The sequence below is a fragment of the Ruegeria sp. AM2 genome (assembly GCF_056540685.1).
In genome coordinates this window covers 458,219-478,833 of the sequence record NZ_JBQFXE010000001.1, presented here as the reverse complement: position 1 = coordinate 478,833, position 20,615 = coordinate 458,219, and the positions used below count along the sequence as shown (strand labels likewise).

The following is a 20,615-nucleotide window of genomic DNA, read 5'->3' as shown; positions in this document are numbered from 1 at the left end:
CTTACGGTCAGTCCCAGCAGTGGACGAGCACTGTCATACCGTTTGCGCGCCGGCTCAGCTCATTTGGTGAGATTTCAGACGGGTTCTGTGCGGTTTGCCCGGAGAGGCCAGCTTGCGTCAGGATATCGGTCAACTGCTCGGCATTGGCCGCAAGACTGACCGAGTCAGGCAACGCCCGCCCATCCGCCGGGGTCGGCAACAGCATTCCGACGACACTGCCGCTGGTATCAAACACAGGTCCACCTGCATCGCCTGGCTGGGTCGCCAAGGCCAGTCGTTTTATGCCTTTTTCCCCGTTCAGGCCGCGAATGTCGGCGATCTGCCCAAAGCTCAGGGTGGGACCGCCCAGCGCGCCTTCGTAGGAAAAGCCGGATACCGTAATGTCGGACTGAATTCGGGGTTGATCCGCGCTGAACTCGGCCACACTGATCGGGGCCAGAGTGCGGCTGGGGCGCAGAACGGAAATGCCCAGATTGGGATCGGTCCATTCCACTTCAACTTCTTGATCGCCGTCCAGAGTGACGCGCTGACATTGATCGGTCGCTTCGGACACCGTCAGGACCATGCCGTTGCCATCAGCAAAAAAACCCGAGCGTGACAGGCGAGGTTTGCGGATTTGCAGGCCCGAGACTAGATCGATCCGCTGCTCGGCGCTCGCCCCGGCAGAGGCATCCAACACGGCGTCCGTGGTGGAAAAGCTGGAGCGCATTGCTGCCAGAACCCGTGCATACCGTGAGTCATCGCCTTCCGGCCAGACCAGAGTGAAGCCTTTGATCTTTCCATCCTTCAACGCGGCCTGTGTATGAGACACGATGCCATTGCCACGCCCTTCGATGGTGAAACTGTCGTTACGCAATGCGCGCTGCCCGTCCAGGGGCACGATTTCGAGGGATTGCATGACCTGATACAGCGCGCGCAGAGTCGCTCTATCACCTATCTGGCTGATCAGTAGCACTTTGGCGTCCAATTCGCCCGAACCGTCGAAATGCGCAAAAGGTGCTTCGTAGTTTTTGAACGAGACTGCGCCCAATGGCAGGTCCATTTCGATCCCAGCCTGCGGGTCTGCAAAACGATCCATCCCGACACTGATCAGTGGGGCGTTGTAGTCGTCCATCAGGACTTTGCGCTGTAATGTCGTCAAAACACCGGTGGCATCATATCCGTTTAAACGCTGCCATTCACCCATCGAGCGTCGAGTGCCCTGCCCAAAGGCGCCATCAATTGTTGAATTGTAGAACCCGGCGGCCTGAAGTGCCGTCTGCAGGTCTTTACGTTCTTGTGCCGAAAGCAGCCGCTCACCCTGCAAAGCCTGGGCGCGCGTTTCGTCACTTGCTTGCGGCGTTGGGGTCTCCGACGGCTCCGGCTGGACAGTTGGCGCTATCGTTTGACTGGTCGATGTGTTTGGGCCAATTGGCCAGAACTGCTGACCCAGCGTGTTTGAAAACGCAATAAAACTGTCCGATGGGATTTGGCGTTCCGTCCGATATACCCGCAGAACCTGCTCTGCGTCGGTCCGCAAATATGGACCGATAACAATGGCATACCAGCCACTGTTGAGGCGAAACCCGCTCACATCCGGAAGTGTATTTGCATAAGCTTGGGCGCGCTCCTGGGCCTCGCGCAGTGTAGGTTGCGCTTCGACTTGGACCCAGACGCCCGGGTCTTGCTGGGCAAGCAGCGCGCGCGACCAGAAGAGAGCAAGAAATAGAAATACCGAAAAAATACGTGTCATTGTCTGCCCGTGTCTGCAGTGTTTTATGTTCGGCGCAGACTACCCGACATTCGGGTCTGAACGCCATGCCCGGAATACGGGGAATTTCCAGTGTGGCGGTGCAGTGACAGGCGGACCGCACTGCGCCGTTGACGCCACTTTGCCCCTTGCATAGGAAGGGCCAAACCGACCGGAACCGGGCGCTGTCGTGCCCAAAGGGAATGTCATGACCGAACCGTCCAGAACGCCACGTTCATTTCAGGAAATTATCCTGCGCCTTCAGACCTATTGGGCCTCGAAGGGCTGCGCGATTTTGCAGCCCTATGACATGGAGGTCGGTGCCGGCACGTTCCACCCCGCGACCACGTTGCGCGCTCTGGGATCCAAGGCTTGGGCCGCGGCCTACGTTCAGCCTTCGCGCCGCCCGACGGATGGTCGGTACGGAGAAAATCCCAACCGGTTGCAGCATTATTACCAGTATCAGGTTCTAATCAAACCCAGCCCTCCAGACTTGCAGGACCTGTACCTGGGTTCACTCGAGGCGATTGGCATCGATATGGATCTGCACGATATCCGCTTTGTCGAAGACGACTGGGAAAGCCCGACGCTTGGTGCGTGGGGCCTTGGCTGGGAGGTCTGGTGCGACGGGATGGAAGTCAGCCAGTTCACTTATTTTCAGCAGGTCGGCGGTCATGATTGTGCGCCGGTTTCGGGCGAATTGACCTATGGTTTGGAACGATTGGCCATGTACGTGCTGGGCATTGACCACGTCATGGACATGCCATTTAACGATCCTCAGTCTCCAAGCCCGCTGACCTATGGCGACATCTTCAAGCAGACCGAAGAGGAATATGCCCGTTGGAACTTTGATGTGGCCAATACCGAGGTTCTGTTGCGCCATTTCGAAGAGGCCGAAGCCGAATGCGCTACTATTTTGGCGCAGGACCATGACGATCCAAAAACCGGCAAGCGCATCGTGATGGCACACCCGGCCTACGACCAGTGCATCAAGGCGTCGCATATTTTCAACCTGCTGGACGCACGTGGCGTGATCTCGGTGACGGAGCGGCAGGCCTATATCGGCCGGGTCCGCGCGCTGGCCAAGCAATGCGCTGATGCTTTCGTGCAGACCGAGGCTGCCGGGTTTGAGGCTTGATGGCGCGGTCAGGCCAATCCGGGCAACAACACCTTCAACCCGTCCGCGATCATGCTGATCGCGATGGCCGACAGGATCATGCCCATGAAGCGGCTCATGATGACGCGGGCATTGGCGGACAGGCTTTTCGCCAGCGCTGCGGCGTTCCAAAAGGTAATGAACAGCAAGCAGAGCACGACCAGAAACACGCCCGCATAAACCACCGCATCCACGGGTTTGGTGATGTGGTGCGCATAAAGGATCAGAGTGGTGATCGTGCCCGGGCCGACCAAAATGGGGAAGGCCAGAGGATAAAAGGCAACGGTTTCGGGCTTGGGATAGGCTTGTTTTTCGTCCTCGGTCCCATGATGCGTGGTGCTTTGGTTCCCGCTCAGCATGTTCAGGCCGATCATCAGAACAACCAACCCGCCCGCCACACGCAGATCGTCGACGCTGATGCCGAACAAGCCAAGGGTCTGGTTGCCGATGGCCGCGAATGCTGCGCCGAGTATCAGGCTATAGACGGCAACCTTCGTCGCGACTTTGCGCTGATCAGCTGGGGTCAGCCCTTCGGTGACGCTCAGGAACACGGGCAGGTTGGTGATGGGGTTCATGATCGCGAACAATGCGCCGAAAAATCCGACAGCAATGGTGGAGTCCATTCGATGCGCCTTTGCTCTACCTGTACTGGATTGAAACCTGTCTTATTTTCACTGAGTTTGAAAGAGGCCGCGTAAACAGGATGCCAGATCAATGACCGGAAAGCTGCTTGCGATCCTTTTGCTGGGATCGGCCGTTCTGGCCGGGGCAGGGATGTATTACCTGCAGGTCTATGGGTTTTACTATTCCGTCCAGCCTAACCCCGGTCGGGATGTGGCCCTGTTGGCGGAGGGGGCGGATCAGCCGACGCCAATTGAGTATTCGTCGTTTCGGGCAATTGATGCCGATAGTTCTCCGATCCGGTATCGCGCGTGCTTTGAGACTGAAGTGACCGCAGACGATCTAAGCGGATATTTACCTGTCGAAGACGCGGAACCGCTGACCGCGCCAGGTTGGTTCGACTGCTACGATGCGGTGGCCATCGCCGACGCGCTTAAGTCAGGGCAAGCGCGCGCTTTCATGGGCAAAAAGAACGTTCACTACGGTGTGGATCGCATTGTTGCCGTTACACAGGATGGCAAAGGCTTTGTCTGGCACGCTTTGAACAATTGTGGCGAGAAAGCCTATGACGGCACAGTCGTGGGCGAAGAATGTCCGCCCCGACCGCAGGAGTGACCGGATGATTGAGGAAATGCTCCAAATCCCGGATTTCCTGACCGCGACGATGGGTTTCGCAGTGTACCTGATTGGGGCCGAGATCAATTCCCGCGTCGAGGTTCTGCGCCAGTTCAACATACCCGAACCGGTGACGGGCGGCCTTTTGGCCTCGGCCTTTCTGCTTCTGCTGTACCTGATCTTTGGGATCGAGATGAACTTCGGCCTGGCGGCGCGTGATTTCCTGCTGGTTGTGTTTTTTGCCGGGATCGGCCTGAATGCAAGGTTGTCCGATTTAATTGCAGGCGGTAAGCCTCTGTTTCTGCTTTTGATCCTGACGCTGGTGACCATCATTCTTCAAAACGGCGTTGGGGCCGTCGGGGCCGTACTCTTTGGCTATCCGGTGCAGGCTGGGGTTCTGTTTGGCTCTGCAGCCCTGATCGGTGGCCACGGAACGGCCATCGCCTGGGCACCCGAGGTCGGCGCGGTGACCGGATTGGCAGGTGCGACTGAACTGGGCGTGGCGGTGGCGACCCTGGGCCTTGTACTGGCGGCCTTGGTCGGCGGTCCCATCGCCCGGTTTCTGATTGAAGGCAAGGGCCTCACTTCGGACCACCCCGAGGATGAACACACCGTGGGTCTGCCGGAAAAACCAACGGATGCCGCCGTTAAGGTGGATCACCTGACGATCATGCGGGTGATGCTGTATCTGAACATCGCTATCGTGGCGGGGTATTTTCTGCATCAGGTCATCAACGCAGCGGGGTTGAAGCTGCCGCTGTTCGTGCCCTGCCTGATCATGGGGATCGTCATCGCGAACGTCCGTTCGGCCTTGTTTCCCAAGGCACAGCCGGTGGCCCGGACACCGTCGCTGGCGCTGATCTCCGAGTTTTCGCTGGGTGCCTTTCTTGCGATGTCGCTGATGAGTCTGCAACTCTGGACCATTGCCGAGCTTGGTCTGGCCATTGTCGTCATCATGACCGCCCAAACGCTGATGGCGGTGGTGTTCGTGATCTGGGTACTGTTCCCGGTGATGGGCAGCAATTACCGCGCTGCCGTTCTGGCTGCCGGGTTCGGAGGGTTCGCCTTGGGCGCGACGCCCACCGCCATCGCCAATATGACCGCCGTGACCAAGCGATATGGCCCGTCGCCTATTGCCTTTATCGTGCTGCCCCTTGTATCCGCCTTCTTTGTGGATATTGCCAATGCCATCGTCATTCAGATGATCGTAAGTTTCTAAGGACCGACTATGCCCGACCTGTTGATCGAACTGTTTTCCGAAGAAATCCCCGCGCGCATGCAAGCACGCGCCGGTGAGGATCTGAAAAAACGGATCACTGATGGTCTGGTCGAGGCTGGATTGACCTATGCCGGGGCCGCCGCCCTGACCACGCCGCGCCGCCTGACGCTCGCGGTTGAAGGTCTGTTGGCCGAAAGCCCCACAATTCGCGAAGAACGCAAAGGCCCCAAGGTCGGCGCGCCTGACAAGGCCATCGAAGGCTTCTTGCGCGGTGCAGGCCTGACCCGCGAGCAGTTGGAGGAACGCGACACACCCAAGGGCGCGGTCTATTTTGCCACCATCGAGAAAACAGGACGCCCTGCGGCTGAAATCGTGGCCGAGGTGCTTGAGGCAACAATCCGGAACTTCCCGTGGCCCAAGTCCATGCGTTGGGGCAGTGGCCCATTGCGCTGGGTACGTCCGCTGCATTCGATTCTGTGTATCCTGAGCGATGAGGCGGGTGCTGAGATCGTGCCGCTTGAGGTCGACGGGATCAAATCGGGCGATACAACGGAAGGACATCGTTTCCTGGCTCCGGGGCGGTTTTCTGTAACATCCTTCAATGATTACGCTGCCAAGCTAAAACGTTCTTTTGTCGTGCTGTCGCCCGAAGAACGCGCCGAGCATATCTGGAACGACGCCCAGAACCTGGCTTTTGCCGCCGGGCTGGAGGTTGTCGACGACAAGGGCCTGTTGGCCGAAGTCGCTGGTCTGGTCGAATGGCCGGTGGTCTTGATGGGCAAGATCGATGACGAATTCCTCGACCTGCCGCCCGAGGTGCTGCAGACCTCGATGAAAGAGCATCAGAAGTTCTTTTCCGTGAAGAACCCCAAAACCGGCCGGATTGAACGCTTTATCACCGTCGCGAACCGTGAAACCGCCGACAACGGTGCGACCATTCTGGCGGGCAACCAGAAGGTACTGTCAGCGCGTCTGGCAGATGCCAAGTTTTTCTGGGAGAACGACTTGCGCATCGTCAAATCCGACGGGTTCGAACCGTGGGTGGAAAAACTGGATGCCGTGACCTTCCACGCCAAGCTGGGCTCGCAGGGTGAACGGGTGAACCGTATCGCCGCGTTGGCCCATGAACTGGCCCCGGTGGTTGGGGCCGACCCCGCGCTGGCGATGATGGCGGCGCAAGGGTGCAAGGCGGATTTGTCGTCCGAGATGGTGTTCGAATTCCCAGAGCTACAAGGCCTGATGGGCCGCTACTTTGCGGATGCCGCCGGACTGCCTGCAGAAGTGGGGCAGGCGAGCGAAGAGCATTATTCGCCGCTTGGTCCTTCCGATGACGTGCCGACCGCGCCGGTCTCGGTGGCCGTTGCACTGGCGGATAAGCTGGATACGCTGACCGGGTTCTGGGCGATTGACGAGAAGCCGACCGGCTCGAAAGACCCCTTTGCCCTGCGTCGAGCAGCGTTGGGTGGACTCAGGGCGCTCGATGCAAATGAAACTAAGATTGCGTTGGAATCTCACTTAGACGAAGCGAATTTGAGACTATTGCGCCAGAGATCACGGGAAGCGAATTTGTTCGAAGTTTCTTCAGGTTCTGCTTCAGAGCCGTTCAAAGTTGAAGGTTATGCGTTGAAACTGGACGATTTGGATTTAATGAAACACAATTTGGTTCGCTTCTATAAGTCCGATGATCCTGAACGGTTCGTAAAGGCTTGGGAAAAGAGTGAAGCTGTCCCCGAATACCAGAAAACTGACGTTTTGCTAGGAAAGCAATGGCTTCCTGAAAGGGTCACTCCTGAGCTTGTCTCCTTCTTCCACGACCGTCTCAAAGTCTTCCTCCGCGATGAGGGCATCCGCCACGACATCATCGACGCCTGTATCGCGATGGAGGGCAATGTCGACCTCAACCTGCTGGTCAAACGTGCCCGCGCGCTGAATGCGGTGATCGCGACCGAGGATGGCGAAAACCTCGTGCAAGGCTTCAAGCGGGCCAACAACATCCTGACGCAGGCCGAGGAGAGGGACGGGGTCGAATACTCTTATGGGGCCGATCTGAAATTTGCCGAAACCGACAGCGAAAAGGCGCTGTTTGCGGCGCTGGATGTGGCTCAGGAGAAAATCGAGCCAGCCCTGAAGGCCGAGGATTTCCCAGCGGCTATGGCGGCCATGGCGGCACTGCGCGCGCCCGTCGACGCCTTTTTCGAAGACGTGCAGGTCAATTCCGACAACGACATCCTGCGCCGGAACCGTCTGAACTTGCTCAGCCAGATCAGACAGGTCTGTTCGCGAGTCGCGGATCTGACCCGGATCGACGGCTAACCACCCCCCTGAACATTCATTGCGCCCTTGCACCAAGGGCGCAGGTGCCTATGCTGCGGTGAATCCAAGAGGTGCCGCAGTGCAGAATAACCCGCAGACGACTCTAATCACATCGAACGCGCCCATTTCCACTGAAACGCATGGTGGGCGGGCAAAGTGTCTGCAGCGTCTGGTCCGACTCGACTTGCCGGTTCCGCGGACTGTGGCGTTGTCCTTCGATGCGGTGCATCGGATAGCCGAGGGTCATCTGCCTGACATCGACCCGATCATGCAACAGTTCGAGCCGGACGCGCTGCTCTGTGTTCGACCAAGTTCCGAGGACCCGGATTGGGGCGGCCCGGGTGCGGTGCTGAACATCGGAATGAACGATGCCAGCTATCTGGACCTTTCGGGCGCAATGGGGACCGACGCCGCCGCCGCGCTGTACCTGCGATTTGTCCAAAGCTATGCGACGCATGTCGCCCGGTTGGACCCCGACGTGTTCGACGACATCGAAGCCGATGGGCGCGAGGGGCTGAGCCTTACTTTGCGGGCGTATGAAGACGAGACCGACGAAGCCTTCCCGCAGGACCCCGGTGAACAGCTGATTGGCGTTTTGCGGTCGATGGCGCGGGCATGGGATGGAACCTCGGCCCGGTTGCTGCGGCAGGCCAAAGGTGCGCCTGCGGATGCCGGGCTAGGTCTGGTCATTCAGGAAATGATCCCAGGGGTCGGGCAGGGGGAATGCGGCTCGGGCGTGTTGCAACTGGTCGATCCTACAACCGGTGTACCGCAGATCACGGGCCGGTATCTCAGCCAAAGTCAGGGCCGCGACGCCTTGGGTGAGGGCGTGTCGGCTTTGTTTCTAGAAAAAGACGAACGCGGTCAGGCACTTGAAGATGTTGCCCCCGAAGCATTTGCGGATCTTAAGGCCCACGCAGCCCTGATGCGCGAGAAGCTGCGGGAAGAGATGCAGGTCGAGTTCGTGATCGAAAGCGGACGGGTGCATATTCTGGACGGCGTGAGGGTGCCCAGAGGTTCACGCGCGGCGATGCGCATCGCTGTGCGGCTGGCCGAAGATGGCATCATTCCCCGGCAAGAGGCCGTTATGCGGATCGACCCGCATTCGCTGAATGAATTGCTGCACCGCCAGGTTCACCCCGACGCTAGGCGCGATGTTCTGACCACAGGGATAGCCGCCAGCCCGGGTGCCGCGACCGGAAAGATCGTCTTTACCGCCGCCGAAGCGCAAGCCAGCGCCGCGCGCGGAGAACCCTGTATTCTGGTCCGCCGCGAAACCTCGCCCGAGGATGTGCGTGGCATGCATGCCGCTGTGGCCGTTCTGACCGAAAAAGGCGGCATGACCAGCCACGCTGCGGTCATCGGCCGCGGTCTGGGTCTGCCGTGCATCGTTGGCGCGTCCGAAATGCGGTTCCAGACCAAGAAGAAACTGCTGACCGCGCCCGATGGTCGCGTTTTCAAAACCGGCGACATGCTGACGATCGATGGCAGCTCGGGGCAGGTTCTGGCAGGTAAGCCCGCCATGCTCGAAGCAGCGTTGGATGACTGTTTTCAAACGCTGATGGGCTGGGCGGACGCTGAGCGCGACATCGACATTCGCGCGAATGCGGATACTCCGGCCGACGCACAAACGGCGCGGAACTTCCAGGCGCAGGGCATCGGGTTGTGCAGGACCGAACATATGTTCTTTGATCCGGGCCGTCTGACGGTGATGCGCGAGATGATCTTTGCGCAAACCCCTTCTGGGCGTTCTGCCGTGCTGGAACGTTTGCTACCGATGCAACGGCGGGATTTTGTGCAACTGTTCCGCATCATGGAAGGACAGCCGGTTTGTATTCGCCTGTTCGACCCGCCACTGCACGAGTTTTTGCCCACAACCCGCAGCGGCCAGCGCGAATTGGCCGAAGCGCTTGATTTGCCGGTATCAGACGTTGAGCGGCGTGTCAGCGCCATGAGTGAATATAATCCCATGCTGGGATTGCGCGGCGTCCGTCTGGGGGTAACCGTCCCAGAGATTTACGACATGCAGGCGCGTGCCATCTTTGAAGCGACGCTGGAGGCCAGCAAGAAAGGGGCCCGTGTGGTGCCCGAAGTCATGATCCCGCTAGTGTCTGCAAAGCGCGAGGTTGAACTGGTGAAAGCGCGCATTGACGCGGTCGCTGCCGAGGTCGCCTCGGAGCGCGGGCAGGAGTTTGACTATCGTCTCGGCGTGATGGTCGAAACGCCGCGTGCGTGCCTGCGGGCCGCGGAGATTGCGCCGCATTCTGCGTTTTTGTCGTTTGGCACCAACGACCTGACACAAATGACCTACGGCTTGTCGCGCGATGATGCCGGTCGGTTCATGTCTGCCTATGTGCGTCTGGGCGTGTTTGGCGAAGACCCGTTTCACGTTTTGGACCCGGACGGGGTCGGGGAATTGCTGCGTCTGGGGGCAGAGAGAGGAAGGTCCACGCAGCCCGATGTGACCCTTTCAGTTTGCGGCGAACATGGCGGCAACCCCGAATCAATCGCGATTTGTCGGGCGCTTGGGTTTGACTATGTGTCGTGTTCACCGTTCCGGGTTCCGGTCGCTCGGCTGTCTGCCGCTCAATTGGCGATTTCGTCCAAACTTGGGGGTTGACACTGGGTCAAAGCCCTAGGAATAGTGGGTTTGGGGATGGACCTGTGGCCGAACTATTCGGCCCCGCGGGCGGTTTTCCACTTGCATTTTTTTCAGAACTGGACGTTTGACCTCGTCTGGGGTATCAGCCTCGTCGCGCCCGCCGGGGGAGGGTTTGGCGCGTAAAAGTGCCTGTGCGAGGTTATCTGATGAGACGCTACATAGTGGCTGTTGCCGTAATGGCAGCAACCGTGCTGCCGAGTTTGTCCTATGCCGAGAGGCGGGGCAGCAATTCCGACACTGTTGATGTCGTTGCCCGGAACGAGGCGCCCGGACAAAACTTTCGTGACTATCTGAAACTGTTTCAGCCGCGTAAAGCGCCTGAGCAGGTTGAAATCGCTTACACCAAGGATTGGTTGGATCAGCAGCCCAAAGCCAAAGGTGACGAGAACTTTCGTTGCCTGGCCGAAGCGCTGTACTTTGAAGCGCGCGGCGAAAGCGTGCGCGGACAGTTTGCTGTGGCCGAGGTTATCCTCAACCGCGTTGACAGCGGCCGGTTCCCGGATTCGTTGTGCGGTGTGATCCGGCAGGGCACAGGAAAGAAATACCAGTGCCAGTTCACCTATACCTGTGATGGGCACAAAGAAGTCATCCATGAAAAGCGCGCATACGAGCGCGTTTCGAAAGTCGCCCGCGCGGCAATCGATGGTCACGCGGATGAGCTGACAAGTGGCGCAACCCATTACCACACCAAGGCTGTCAACCCTTCGTGGTCGCGGGTTTACAAGGAAACCGCGCGGATCGGTGTACACATCTTCTATCGGCACAACTACCGTACTGCGAGCAATTGACCAAACAGGTCCAATTGTATTTGAGAATTGGATCAGGACAGAATGAAAGCGGGCCTTTTGGCCTGCTTTTTCTTTGTAGACATCGAATGTTAACGCTTTGCGGGCGCCTTGCTGTTTCGCGAGGGCGGAGTAGCAGGAGGTCGAACGCCGCAATCGACGGCTGGAAAGGCGTTTGTTGCGGTGCTATACGCCCGCGCAATGCCTAGCCTGGTTGAAAACAGTCACTGATCCCAAAAAGGTCCCTTGCATGAGTTCTGAAATCCGTCTTGCCTTTGCGCATCCATCCGAACGGTCTCAGGCCACGGCGGCGCGCGGCCCTATGGATCGTATTTCCCTGCGCGACCACATCGTCGAGGTGGAAATCGGTGCATTTCAGGCGGAACGGGGAACAACCCAGCGTATCTGTTTCAACATCGTCGTTGAAGTGCGGCCACTGACAGATCCAATTGATGACGACGTTGATCGCATTCTGTCCTATGACCGCGTGACCGAGGCTATTGCCTTCGAACTGGCGGCGGAACGGTTGAATTTGCTGGAGACACTGGCAGAACGGGTGGCCGAGCGTATTTTGCTTGAGCCGCAGGCTGTAAGGGCCTTTGTTCGCATAGAAAAACTTGATCGTGGCCCCGGCGCTTTGGGTGTTGAGATCGTGCGAGCTGCCAACGACGCACATTTGGATGTCACCGAAGAAGAACGTCCGCACCCGCGCCTAGTTTACTTGTCGAACGAAGCGATAAAGTCGGAATACCTGACCGGATGGATTGACCAGTTGGAGCACCGAAAGCGTCCTCTGATTTTGTGCGTTGGCGCTGCGGACATGCCCGTCTCGCAAACAGGACACGCCATGACCCAGCGGCGGATTGACCTGTTGGCGATCGAGCAGAATGCCTGGGTTCTGGCCGCTCGGGATCATCGCTGCGTCGTCGTCTCGACACGGACGGAACTGGATTGGGCGATGAAGAACGATCAGATTTGTGTCTGGGCCCCGTCCAAGATTGTGCTGGATGCCGTCGATGGGCCGTCTGCCGCACCGTCTGACGCGGTGGCGCTGGCGGCTTGGTTCGCGGCAACCTTTGAAGCCAGCGAAATGCTGGTCATTGGCGGAGAATTGCCTGACACGTCACATACGCCCTTGCGAGCGGTCTCGGCGGAGCAAGCCCAATTGTGAACGCGTATTACCGCCCTCTGGTCCAGCACGGCCCGAACCGACCGGATAGGGCACTAAGCCTTGCTGGTCAGAACCTTTGGTTTACCCACGCCGAGCGCCTGACGCGTGATGGAACTGTTGAAATCGTCGACGCGCAGAGCATACCAGCCGAACTGCTCGACCGTTTGACCCGTCCGCGCGCGTCGCTTGCGGGTCTGGACATGTCCGCGCCCCACATCATGGGCATTCTTAACGTGACTCCGGACAGTTTTTCTGACGGCGGCGTGCATAACTCGGTCGAAACCGCGTGCAAAACGGCTGTTGAAATGGTCGCTCAGGGTGCCAGCATTTTGGACATCGGCGGTGAGTCGACCCGTCCCGGCGCAGACTACGTCGCCGAAGAGGAAGAGATCGCGCGAACCCGACCGGTTATTAAGGCGATCCGGTCACAGACCGATGCGTTGATTTCAATCGACACCCGCAAGGCCACCGTTGCCCGCGCCGCCCGCACTGCCGGGGCAGGGATGATCAACGATGTGTCTGGATTTACTTTCGATGGCGGGCTTGCACCGCTTTGCGCGGAACTGGGTGTTCCGGTGTGTGTCATGCACATGCAAGGCGACCCTGCGACGATGCAGGATGATCCTCAGTACGAAAACGTTCTTTTCGAAGTTTATGATTTTCTTGAAGCGCAGATCGCAAACCTTGTGGCCTTGGGGATTTCGCGCGAAGTCATCGTAGTTGACCCCGGAATCGGGTTTGGAAAAACCGAGGCGCACAATTTGGCCTTACTGCGAAATCTCAGCCTGTTTCACGGGTTGGGCTGCCCCATTCTTCTGGGCGTGTCGCGCAAAGGCTTTATTGGTCAGATCGGGCAAGAACCGCGCAAGGACGCCCGCGCACCCGGATCAATAGCCGTTGCATTGGCAGGATTGTCGCAAGGCGTGCAGATCATTCGGGTACATGACGTCACCGAGACCTCTCAGGCCTTGCGTCTATGGGCTGCCGTCCGGTAATCCGGGCACAGACTGTATTTTCTGGAGTGAACCTGATGCGCAAGCTGTTCGGAACCGATGGAGTGCGGGGGACCGCCAACACCTATCCGATGACAGCGGAAATGGCGTTGCGGATCGGCGCAGCAGTCGGTCGGTACTTCCGCCGCGATGCGTCGGGTGTTCATCGCGTCGTCATTGGCAAGGACACTCGGTTGTCGGGGTACATGCTGGAAAACGCTCTGACGGCGGGGCTGACCTCAACTGGGATGAACGTGCTGCTGCTTGGTCCTGTTCCGACCCCGGCGGTTGGTCTGATGACAAGGTCCATGCGCGCGGATTTGGGGGTCATGATCTCGGCCAGCCACAACCCGGCCGAGGACAACGGTATCAAATTCTTTGGACCCGATGGCTACAAGCTGTCAGATCAGGCCGAACTGGAAATTGAGCGGTTGATTGAGGAAGGTGTCAGCCCCGCGCAATCGCAAAACATTGGACGCGCGCGGCGCGTAGATGATGCCCGGTTCCGCTATGGTGAGCGCGTGAAGTCCTCACTGCCACGCGACGTTCGGCTGGACGGGCTGAAGGTCGTGATCGATTGCGCGAACGGGGCAGCACACCGGACCGCGCCCGAAGTTCTTTGGGAATTGGGGGCCGAGGTTATTCCCATTGGCACGTCGCCAAACGGTAAGAACATTAATTTAGGATGCGGATCGACCGACACACGCGTGGCCTCGGAAACCGTAGTCGCACATGGCGCGGATGTCGGAATTTGTCTGGACGGGGATGCGGATCGCGTCATCATAATCGACGAAACCGGAGCCGAGGCCGACGGCGATCAGCTGATGGCTTTGCTGGCAACCACCTGGGCTAAGGCCAACCGCCTTAAGGGTGGGGCACTGGTCGCAACGGTCATGTCCAATCTGGGCTTGGAGCGGCACATGGAGTCCCTGGGTCTGCGGCTGGAACGGACCGCCGTGGGTGACAGGTACGTGGTCGAGCGTATGCGCGACGGTGGGTTCAATCTGGGTGGCGAGCAATCCGGCCACATTGTTATGAGCGATTATGCTACGACCGGAGACGGGCTGATGGCCGGTCTGCATTTTCTGGCCGAGATGGTTTTGTCCGGCCGCAAGGCTTCCGAGCTGTCGCGACAGTTCGAGCCGGTGCCCCAGCTATTGCATAATGTGCGGCACAAAGTTGGGCAGGACCCGCTTGCGGCCAGAACGGTTGATGATTTCATAACGGCGCAGAAAGCGTACATTGAGACCAAGGGAGGGCGGTTGTTTACGCGGAAATCCGGCACCGAACCTCTGGTCCGGGTCATGGCGGAATGCGAAGATCAGGAAGTGCTGCACGCCGTTGTTGAGAAGGTGGTCGCCATGATCGAAGGCCAGCTTAGGGCTGAGGAGATTTACTCGAACATGTCATCGTGATCGCAGTGGCAGCTCTTCTATCGTCCGATCAGCAAGCGCCGCAAGCTGAACCACTGGCTGATTGCCAAGCCCACTAATATGAGTGTCAGAGCTAAGAAAAAGCGCAGGGGCAGGGCTTCGGACAGGACCCAAGCGCCGAACACCATCGACCAAACGGGAACCTGATAATTCACGAGGGTCATAAAGACCGAACCCGCACGCCGGATGATCGACACGCGCAGCAAGGTTGCGAATGCCGTGGGAATCAAACCCAGCGTGATGATCGCCAGACCTGATCGTGCGCCTTGCCAACCCGGTATCCCTTCGATTGCCAGCATGACCGGCACAAGAAGCACGGACCCTACGACCAAGGTCAGGGCAGACAGGGTCACCGGATCAATGGGTGGGCAGCGGCGGGTAGCAATCGAGGCCCAGGAATAACAGAAAGCGGCTCCTAAACACGCAAGCTGGGCAAGCGGCTCGGATCCTTCACCCAATTGGGCCAAACCCGGTCCGATCAGCAATAGCGCGCCAGAAAAGCCCAAAGTCACTCCGAACAATCTGCGCAGGTTCATTGGCTCATCCGAAAAGAAATGCGCCAGCGGCAAAACCATCAATGGAATTGCCGACATGGAAAGGCCCGCGAAGGCGGAGGCGACGTACTGCTGCCCCCAGCTCAGAAGCAAAAAGGGCAGAGCGGTCGATAGGACGCCAATCACAGCAATCGAATGCCATAGCCGAAAATTTGCCGCTGGCATTTTACGCCCTGTAACTTTCATCAGCAAAAGCAACGTCACCGCGCCCAGTGTGGTGCGCGCAGTTGCGACCGTGACCGGGCCATACCCGTCCAGCGCCACGGCGACGACCATGAAAGTCGCGCCCCAAATGAGGCCAAGAGCAATGACGCCAGTCCAGTCGCGGAAGTCGGGTTGTTGTTCCATGCCTCCCCATATCCTGAGGTTTCCCAAGTGTCACGCGGCAGTTCTTGACAAAGCGTTAGTGTTCACTTACGGTAAGTAATGACTTACATAATGGCGCTTTCGGCACTAGGAGATCCGACCCGTTGTCGGGTTTTCGAGGCTGTAGCGCGCAGCCCGCGAGCTGTCGGAGAACTGGCGGCGGAATTGCCGGTGAGCCGCCCTGCGGTGTCACAACATTTAAAGGTGCTGGCGGACGCGGGCCTTGTGGTCAGCAGGGCGGAAGGCACGCGCCGGATCTACGCTGCCAGACCCGAAGGACTCGCCGATCTGCGTGCGTGGCTGGACCAATATTGGTCGGAAGTTTTGGAAAGCTTTGCGGCCGATGTGGACGAAGGACGAGATACATGACCGATCCCATAGTCAAAACAATTGTAGTCAATGCGTCGCCAAACAGGGCTTTTGATGTGTTCGTGAACCGGATCGGAAAGTGGTGGCCATTGGATGGGCACGCGGTATCCGCCGCGCAAGGTCAGCCTGCTTTGTCGGTGACAATCCAGCCGCGCGTCGGCGGTGCTGTTTTTGAGACCATGTACAACGGCGACCGCGAGGATTGGGGCGAAGTACTTGAGTACGAAGAGGGCAGGCGTTTGGCCTTCAGCTGGCACCCCGGAACGAACAAAGATCGCCCGACGCGTGTCGAAGTGGTTTTCGAGCGTCTTGACGCCGGACAAACCCAAGTGACGCTGACCCACACCGGATGGCAAGTCTGGACGGATGAGGCCCCTGACAAGCGCAAGGGCTATGATACCGGATGGGATTATGTTCTTGGCGAATGCTACGCCGGTGCTGTCGCCAATTGAAAAGGGCGGCCACCGGGGCCGCCCATTCTTTGACAGACGTCAGCCTTAGTTCTTTTCTTTGTCGACCATTTTACCGGCCGAGATCCAGGGCATCATGGCGCGCAGTTTCGCACCGGTTTCCTCGATCATGTGCTCGTCATTGGCACGGCGCGACGCTTTGATGGTCGGCTGGCCAACAGCGTTTTCCAGCATGAAGTCGCGAACGAATTTACCTTGCTGAATGTCGCTGAGGACCTCTTTCATGCGTGCTTTGGTCTCGTCGTATTTCAGGATACGCGGGCCGGTGACGTACTGGCCGTACTCCGCGGTGTTCGAGATCGAATAATCCATGTTGGCGATGCCGCCTTCGTAGATCAGGTCAACGATCAGCTTCACTTCGTGCAGGCATTCGAAATAGGCCATCTCGGGCGCGTAACCGGCCTCGACCAGCGTTTCGAAACCACAACGGATCAGTTCGACCAGACCGCCGCACAGAACGGCCTGTTCGCCGAACAGATCGGTTTCGCATTCCTCGCGGAAGTTGGTCTCGATGATGCCCGAGCGCCCGCCACCGATGGCCGAGCAGTAGGACAGGCCGATTTCCAGCGCTTTGCCGGTTGCATCATTGTCGACGGCCACCAAGCAAGGCACGCCGCCGCCTTTGGTGTATTCACCGCGCACGGTGTGGCCAGGGCCTTTGGGGGCCATCATGATGACGTCGACGCCTTCCTTGGGCTCGATCAAGCCGAAGTGGACGTTCAAGCCGTGGGCGAATGCGATGGCTGCGCCAGGCTTGATGTTGTCATGCACGTATTTCTTGTATGTCTCGGCCTGCAATTCGTCGGGCATGGTGAACATGATGACGTCGCACCATGCGGCTGCCTCGGCGATGCCCATGACCTGCAGACCTTCGGCTTCGGCTTTTTTGGCCGAGGCTGAGCCTTCGCGCAGGGCGACGACCAGGTTTTTCGCGCCCGAGTCACGCAGGTTCAGCGCGTGTGCGTGGCCTTGGCTGCCATAACCCAGGATGGCCACTTTTTTGTCTTTGATCAGGTTGATGTCGCAATCGCGATCGTAATAGACGCGCATTTCGCTGGTCCTTTCTGTTTCGATTGCTGTGCTTGTAGCCTGAGCCTTTGGTATTGGCGATAGGGGTGGGATTGAGTATTTGAGAAAAAAGTGAAGAAATATTCGCGAAGTGACAGGAAAATGAGATAGTCATGCTTGATGACGTTGACCGACGCATTCTGCGTCAGTTCCAGGCAGACCCCAGCCTTGCGGTCGCCGAACTGGCCGAGCGCTGCAGGATCAGCCAGGGTGTTTGCTGGCGTCGGATCGAAAAAATGCAAGCCGCTGGGGTCATCCTGGGGCAAGAGGCCGTGATCGATTGGTCCGCGTTGGGCTATGCTTTGGAAGTCTCGTTGCGCTTTACCTTGGACAAGACGCAACCTCGGGCGTTTGATGATTTCATCGCAGCCGCGCGGGACGTCTCGGAGGTCATTGAAATTCAGACGTTTCTTGGCCGCGTGGATGTGCGTCTGTCCGTGATTGCGCGGGACATGGCCCATTATCAGCAGATTTACCGAGACCGCATTCTAACCCTTCCTCATATCGCCGATATCGAGGCGCTGATGCACATCGCTCGGGTCAAGCAAGACGAGGTTTTGCCCGTATGATTGAGCTGGACGACATTGATCGCAGCCTATTGCGTGCGCTTTCACAGGACGCAACCCAAAGTGCGGGCGCCCTGGGGCGCAGGTTTGGCCTATCGCAGCCTGCCACATGGCGGCGCATCCGACGGTTGGAGGATCAGGGCGTGATCAAACGGCGTCGGTTGCGCCTGAACACCGAGGCGCTGGGGTTCGGCGTGACGGTCTTTCTGGGTGTGAAACTGGCCCGGAAAGGGCAAGTCAGCCTTGAGGATTTTGAACGGGCGGTCAGCGCCATCCCCGAGGTTCAGACGGTCGAGCATGTCTTGGGGCTTTATGATTATCGTCTGCGTGTCGTTGCACGGGACTTGTCCGATTTCGAGCGCGTTCTGCGGCGCCGGATCATGACGCTGCCCGGTGCCGGCGATGTCGAGGCGAATGTCCTGCTGAGCGAGGAACGCAGGCCGGGGCCGATCGGGTAGGGTGGATCAATATGTGCTGCGAACGCGAAAACCGGGATGATGCGTCAGCCGCGCGAATGTCATTGGCAGCCCGTCTTTCCAAGTCGTCCGCTCGAGCTGAATCATGGACGTCCCTGTTGTCGTTCCCATGAATTCAGCCAGCCGGGCATCGGCAGACACCGCGCAGAAGGCGATTTCGGCTTCGGTGAAGGGCGCGACATTCAACAGCCACTCATGCGGGCCGCTTGTGTTCAAATCAGCGTGTTCGACCTCGGGCACAGCGTCGATGTTGATCCAACGCTCTTCCAGCTGAAACGGCCTGTTGTCGGCGTAGTGCATGCAAATCACATGCAGAACGCGCGCGTCCGGGTTCACGTCCAACTGCGAAGACAGCCATCCGGGGCTGCTGACGACGGTTCGTTCAACCAAAGCATACCGATAGATCGAGTTCTGGCTTTCAATCTCCTGCCGCGCCAAAGAGATTTCAATTTTGGCCTGTTTGCGCGGCTCTTTCTTGACGCGTGTTCCGCTTTTGCGCTTGCGCTCGACAAACCCTTGTTCGGCCAGTTCCCGCAGTGCACGATTTACGGTGGCCCGGGCGCAGTTGAATTCTTCCGCAAGTTGGGTTTCCGTCGGCAGGAGCGATCCCTGAGGCCAGACGCGGGTTTCGATACGACGTTTAACTTCATCCCGAACGACTTGAAAACTGATCCGCTTTTGCGTTGTCACGAGTTAAGATTTCCATTCAACCTAATTGTGTGAATCCGTGCAGAAACACACCGTAGAGTAAAGAGCAGGTAGCACCGGTCGGTGTCCCATCTGCCATATGTTGCATAGGATTTCTTAAATTAAAACCGCAGGTTGAAGGTTCCCTTGGGTCAGGTTGTTATGCGGTATTGTGCTTTACCAAGACTGCCGACCAGTGCAGAAACGGAACAAATAGCTGAAAGGACGTGAAATGCCCGCATTGTTGGAAACAATTGATCCCGATGGTCTTGAGGAATTCTCGGTTGTTTTTACCGATCGTTCTCTGAATCACATGTCCGCAAGTTTTCAGCGGGTCATGCGGGACATCTCGGAAATGCTGCGCGATGTTTACAACGCAGACGGCGTCGCAGTGATACCCGGGGGTGGCACTTATGGGATGGAGGCTGTGGCAAGGCAATTCGCCCGTGGTGCGAATGTTTTGGTGGTTCGTAACGGTTGGTTTTCGTATCGCTGGAGCCAGATTTTCGAATCCGGTGATCTGACGGCCAACACGACCGTCCTAAAGGCGCGGCAAACGGGAAATTCCAGCCCGTCACCTTTTGCGCCGGCCCCAATTGAAGAGGTGGTGGCCGCTATTCACGAGCAGAGACCTCAGATCGTGTTTGCGCCGCATGTGGAAACCTCGGCGGGTGTGATCCTGCCGGATGATTATGTGACTGCTATGGCTGCGGCAGCCCATGAGGTCGGAGCCCTGATGGTTCTGGATTGTATCGCTTCGGGCTGCGCCTGGATCGACATGAAAGCCACCGGTGTGGATGTCCTGATTTCCGCGCCGCAAAAAGGGTGGAGCGCCTCGCCCTGTGCCGGTTTGGTGATGCTGTCTGAGCGCGCTGAAGCGCGACTGGAGGAGACCTCATCAGATAGTTTTGCCATCGACCTGAAGAAGTGGCGGCAGATCATGCAGGCCTATGAGAGCGGGGGCCACGCTTACCACGCGACCATGCCGACAGATGCCTTACGGGCGTTTCGGGATACAATGCTTGAAACTCGGGATTATGGGTTTGAGAAACTGCGCGACGCTCAGTGGGCGCTGGGGGACGGCGTCCGGGCGATGTTGAAGGACAAGGGCGTCGTGTCGGTTGCCGCTGATGGGTTCGGTGCGCCGGGCGTGGTGGTCAGCTACACCTCGGATCCGGAGGTTCAGAATGGCAAGAAGTTTGCGGCGCTTGGGATGCAGATCGCAGCGGGCGTTCCGCTGCAGTGTGATGAGCCCGAGGGGTTCAGCACCTTCCGTTTGGGCCTGTTCGGGTTGGACAAGCTTTATGATGTGGACGGCACGATTGCGCGGCTCAAACGCGTGCTGGATCAGGTCCTTTAAGTC

The 20,615-nt window shown here is 58.3% G+C and carries 19 protein-coding genes; 14 read left to right on the top strand and 5 right to left on the bottom strand.

Going from position 1 to position 20,615, the window contains the following annotated elements:
- Window positions 1-7: 7 nt before the first annotated feature.
- A complete protein-coding gene (locus ACR0CR_RS02380; RefSeq protein ID WP_480596392.1) occupies window positions 8-1,732 on the bottom strand; it encodes a serine protease in 1,725 nt (574 codons plus the stop codon).
- A 205-nt stretch (window positions 1,733-1,937) separates the two neighbouring features.
- Between ACR0CR_RS02380 and ACR0CR_RS02375 the strand changes: the two genes are divergently transcribed.
- Complete coding sequence (locus ACR0CR_RS02375; protein WP_480596390.1) at window positions 1,938-2,867, top strand: glycine--tRNA ligase subunit alpha; 930 nt, start codon at window positions 1,938-1,940, stop codon at window positions 2,865-2,867.
- A gap of 8 nt (window positions 2,868-2,875) precedes the next feature.
- Here ACR0CR_RS02375 and ACR0CR_RS02370 read toward each other — a convergent pair whose 3' ends face one another.
- A complete protein-coding gene (locus ACR0CR_RS02370) occupies window positions 2,876-3,508 on the bottom strand; it encodes a MarC family protein (protein ID WP_480596388.1) in 633 nt (210 codons plus the stop codon).
- A gap of 91 nt (window positions 3,509-3,599) precedes the next feature.
- Here ACR0CR_RS02370 and ACR0CR_RS02365 point away from each other — a divergent pair, with 91 nt between their 5' ends.
- The 8 genes from ACR0CR_RS02365 (at window position 3,600) to glmM (ending at window position 14,678) form a co-directional block, all read left to right on the top strand.
- Window positions 3,600-4,121, top strand: coding sequence for a DUF6446 family protein (locus ACR0CR_RS02365; protein ID WP_480596386.1), 522 nt, complete (start codon window positions 3,600-3,602; stop codon window positions 4,119-4,121).
- A gap of 4 nt (window positions 4,122-4,125) precedes the next feature.
- A complete protein-coding gene (gltS, locus tag ACR0CR_RS02360) occupies window positions 4,126-5,340 on the top strand; it encodes a sodium/glutamate symporter (protein WP_480596384.1) in 1,215 nt (404 codons plus the stop codon).
- Window positions 5,341-5,349: 9 nt separating this feature from the next.
- Window positions 5,350-7,653 (top strand): glycine--tRNA ligase subunit beta, encoded by a 2,304-nt coding sequence (gene glyS / locus ACR0CR_RS02355; protein WP_480596382.1) that lies wholly within the window; start codon window positions 5,350-5,352, stop codon window positions 7,651-7,653.
- 58 nt (window positions 7,654-7,711) lie between these two features.
- The gene (locus ACR0CR_RS02350; RefSeq protein ID WP_480597501.1) at window positions 7,712-10,273 is read left to right on the top strand and encodes a putative PEP-binding protein; all 2,562 of its coding nucleotides are present in this window, start codon (window positions 7,712-7,714) and stop codon (window positions 10,271-10,273) included.
- A gap of 188 nt (window positions 10,274-10,461) precedes the next feature.
- Window positions 10,462-11,103, top strand: coding sequence for a cell wall hydrolase (locus ACR0CR_RS02345; RefSeq protein ID WP_480596380.1), 642 nt, complete (start codon window positions 10,462-10,464; stop codon window positions 11,101-11,103).
- A 247-nt stretch (window positions 11,104-11,350) separates the two neighbouring features.
- Window positions 11,351-12,271: a dihydroneopterin aldolase gene (locus ACR0CR_RS02340; protein WP_480596379.1), complete on the top strand. Its 921-nt coding sequence runs from the start codon at window positions 11,351-11,353 to the stop codon at window positions 12,269-12,271.
- Window positions 12,268-13,266 carry a dihydropteroate synthase gene (gene folP / locus ACR0CR_RS02335; RefSeq protein ID WP_480596378.1) on the top strand — a complete coding sequence of 333 codons (999 nt, stop codon included), beginning with the start codon at window positions 12,268-12,270 and terminating at the stop codon, window positions 13,264-13,266. The genes ACR0CR_RS02340 and folP overlap by 4 nt, the downstream gene beginning before the upstream one ends.
- 35 nt (window positions 13,267-13,301) lie before the next feature.
- Entirely contained in the window at window positions 13,302-14,678 is a 1,377-nt protein-coding gene (gene glmM / locus ACR0CR_RS02330; RefSeq protein WP_480596376.1) for a phosphoglucosamine mutase, read from the top strand.
- A 17-nt stretch (window positions 14,679-14,695) separates the two neighbouring features.
- On the opposite strand, the gene ACR0CR_RS02325 is transcribed toward glmM, so the two are convergent.
- Complete coding sequence (locus ACR0CR_RS02325; RefSeq protein WP_480596375.1) at window positions 14,696-15,598, bottom strand: DMT family transporter; 903 nt, start codon at window positions 15,596-15,598, stop codon at window positions 14,696-14,698.
- A gap of 90 nt (window positions 15,599-15,688) precedes the next feature.
- On the opposite strand from ACR0CR_RS02325, the gene ACR0CR_RS02320 reads away from it, so the two are divergent.
- Window positions 15,689-15,985 carry an ArsR/SmtB family transcription factor gene (locus ACR0CR_RS02320; protein ID WP_480596373.1) on the top strand — a complete coding sequence of 99 codons (297 nt, stop codon included), beginning with the start codon at window positions 15,689-15,691 and terminating at the stop codon, window positions 15,983-15,985.
- Complete coding sequence (locus ACR0CR_RS02315) at window positions 15,982-16,437, top strand: SRPBCC domain-containing protein (protein WP_480596372.1); 456 nt, start codon at window positions 15,982-15,984, stop codon at window positions 16,435-16,437. The genes ACR0CR_RS02320 and ACR0CR_RS02315 overlap by 4 nt, the downstream gene beginning before the upstream one ends.
- A gap of 45 nt (window positions 16,438-16,482) precedes the next feature.
- Here the strand turns inward: ACR0CR_RS02315 and ilvC are convergent, their stop codons facing one another.
- Window positions 16,483-17,505: a ketol-acid reductoisomerase gene (ilvC, locus tag ACR0CR_RS02310; protein ID WP_480596370.1), complete on the bottom strand. Its 1,023-nt coding sequence runs from the start codon at window positions 17,503-17,505 to the stop codon at window positions 16,483-16,485.
- Window positions 17,506-17,636: 131 nt separating this feature from the next.
- Here ilvC and ACR0CR_RS02305 point away from each other — a divergent pair, with 131 nt between their 5' ends.
- The gene (locus ACR0CR_RS02305) at window positions 17,637-18,092 is read left to right on the top strand and encodes an Lrp/AsnC family transcriptional regulator (protein ID WP_480596369.1); all 456 of its coding nucleotides are present in this window, start codon (window positions 17,637-17,639) and stop codon (window positions 18,090-18,092) included.
- The gene (locus ACR0CR_RS02300; RefSeq protein WP_480596368.1) at window positions 18,089-18,547 is read left to right on the top strand and encodes an Lrp/AsnC family transcriptional regulator; all 459 of its coding nucleotides are present in this window, start codon (window positions 18,089-18,091) and stop codon (window positions 18,545-18,547) included. Before ACR0CR_RS02305 ends, ACR0CR_RS02300 begins: the two co-directional genes overlap by 4 nt.
- Window positions 18,548-18,553: 6 nt before the next feature.
- Here the strand turns inward: ACR0CR_RS02300 and ACR0CR_RS02295 are convergent, their stop codons facing one another.
- On the bottom strand, window positions 18,554-19,255 hold the full coding sequence (locus tag ACR0CR_RS02295; protein ID WP_480596366.1) for a GntR family transcriptional regulator: 702 nt from the start codon (window positions 19,253-19,255) through the stop codon (window positions 18,554-18,556).
- Between the two features lie 229 nt (window positions 19,256-19,484).
- Here ACR0CR_RS02295 and ACR0CR_RS02290 point away from each other — a divergent pair, with 229 nt between their 5' ends.
- Window positions 19,485-20,612 (top strand): aminotransferase class V-fold PLP-dependent enzyme, encoded by a 1,128-nt coding sequence (locus ACR0CR_RS02290; protein WP_480596365.1) that lies wholly within the window; start codon window positions 19,485-19,487, stop codon window positions 20,610-20,612.
- Window positions 20,613-20,615 lie beyond the last annotated feature (3 nt).

Excerpts from the sequence above, each read along its gene's own strand:
- glyS (WP_480596382.1), top strand. The coding sequence starts at position 5,350 with ATGCCCGACCTGTTGATCGAACTGTTTTCCGAAGAAATCCCCGCGCGC.
- ACR0CR_RS02380 (WP_480596392.1), bottom strand. The coding sequence starts at position 1,732 with ATGACACGTATTTTTTCGGTATTTCTATTTCTTGCTCTCTTCTGGTCG.
- ACR0CR_RS02370 (WP_480596388.1), bottom strand. The coding sequence starts at position 3,508 with ATGGACTCCACCATTGCTGTCGGATTTTTCGGCGCATTGTTCGCGATC.
- ilvC (WP_480596370.1), bottom strand. The coding sequence starts at position 17,505 with ATGCGCGTCTATTACGATCGCGATTGCGACATCAACCTGATCAAAGAC.
- ACR0CR_RS02345 (WP_480596380.1), top strand. The coding sequence starts at position 10,462 with ATGAGACGCTACATAGTGGCTGTTGCCGTAATGGCAGCAACCGTGCTG.
- ACR0CR_RS02365 (WP_480596386.1), top strand. The coding sequence starts at position 3,600 with ATGACCGGAAAGCTGCTTGCGATCCTTTTGCTGGGATCGGCCGTTCTG.
- ACR0CR_RS02375 (WP_480596390.1), top strand. The coding sequence starts at position 1,938 with ATGACCGAACCGTCCAGAACGCCACGTTCATTTCAGGAAATTATCCTG.
- gltS (WP_480596384.1), top strand. The coding sequence starts at position 4,126 with ATGATTGAGGAAATGCTCCAAATCCCGGATTTCCTGACCGCGACGATG.
- ACR0CR_RS02320 (WP_480596373.1), top strand. The coding sequence starts at position 15,689 with ATGGCGCTTTCGGCACTAGGAGATCCGACCCGTTGTCGGGTTTTCGAG.
- ACR0CR_RS02305 (WP_480596369.1), top strand. The coding sequence starts at position 17,637 with ATGCTTGATGACGTTGACCGACGCATTCTGCGTCAGTTCCAGGCAGAC.
- ACR0CR_RS02325 (WP_480596375.1), bottom strand. The coding sequence starts at position 15,598 with ATGGAACAACAACCCGACTTCCGCGACTGGACTGGCGTCATTGCTCTT.
- ACR0CR_RS02340 (WP_480596379.1), top strand. The coding sequence starts at position 11,351 with ATGAGTTCTGAAATCCGTCTTGCCTTTGCGCATCCATCCGAACGGTCT.
- ACR0CR_RS02315 (WP_480596372.1), top strand. The coding sequence starts at position 15,982 with ATGACCGATCCCATAGTCAAAACAATTGTAGTCAATGCGTCGCCAAAC.
- ACR0CR_RS02290 (WP_480596365.1), top strand. The coding sequence starts at position 19,485 with ATGCCCGCATTGTTGGAAACAATTGATCCCGATGGTCTTGAGGAATTC.
- glmM (WP_480596376.1), top strand. The coding sequence starts at position 13,302 with ATGCGCAAGCTGTTCGGAACCGATGGAGTGCGGGGGACCGCCAACACC.
- ACR0CR_RS02300 (WP_480596368.1), top strand. The coding sequence starts at position 18,089 with ATGATTGAGCTGGACGACATTGATCGCAGCCTATTGCGTGCGCTTTCA.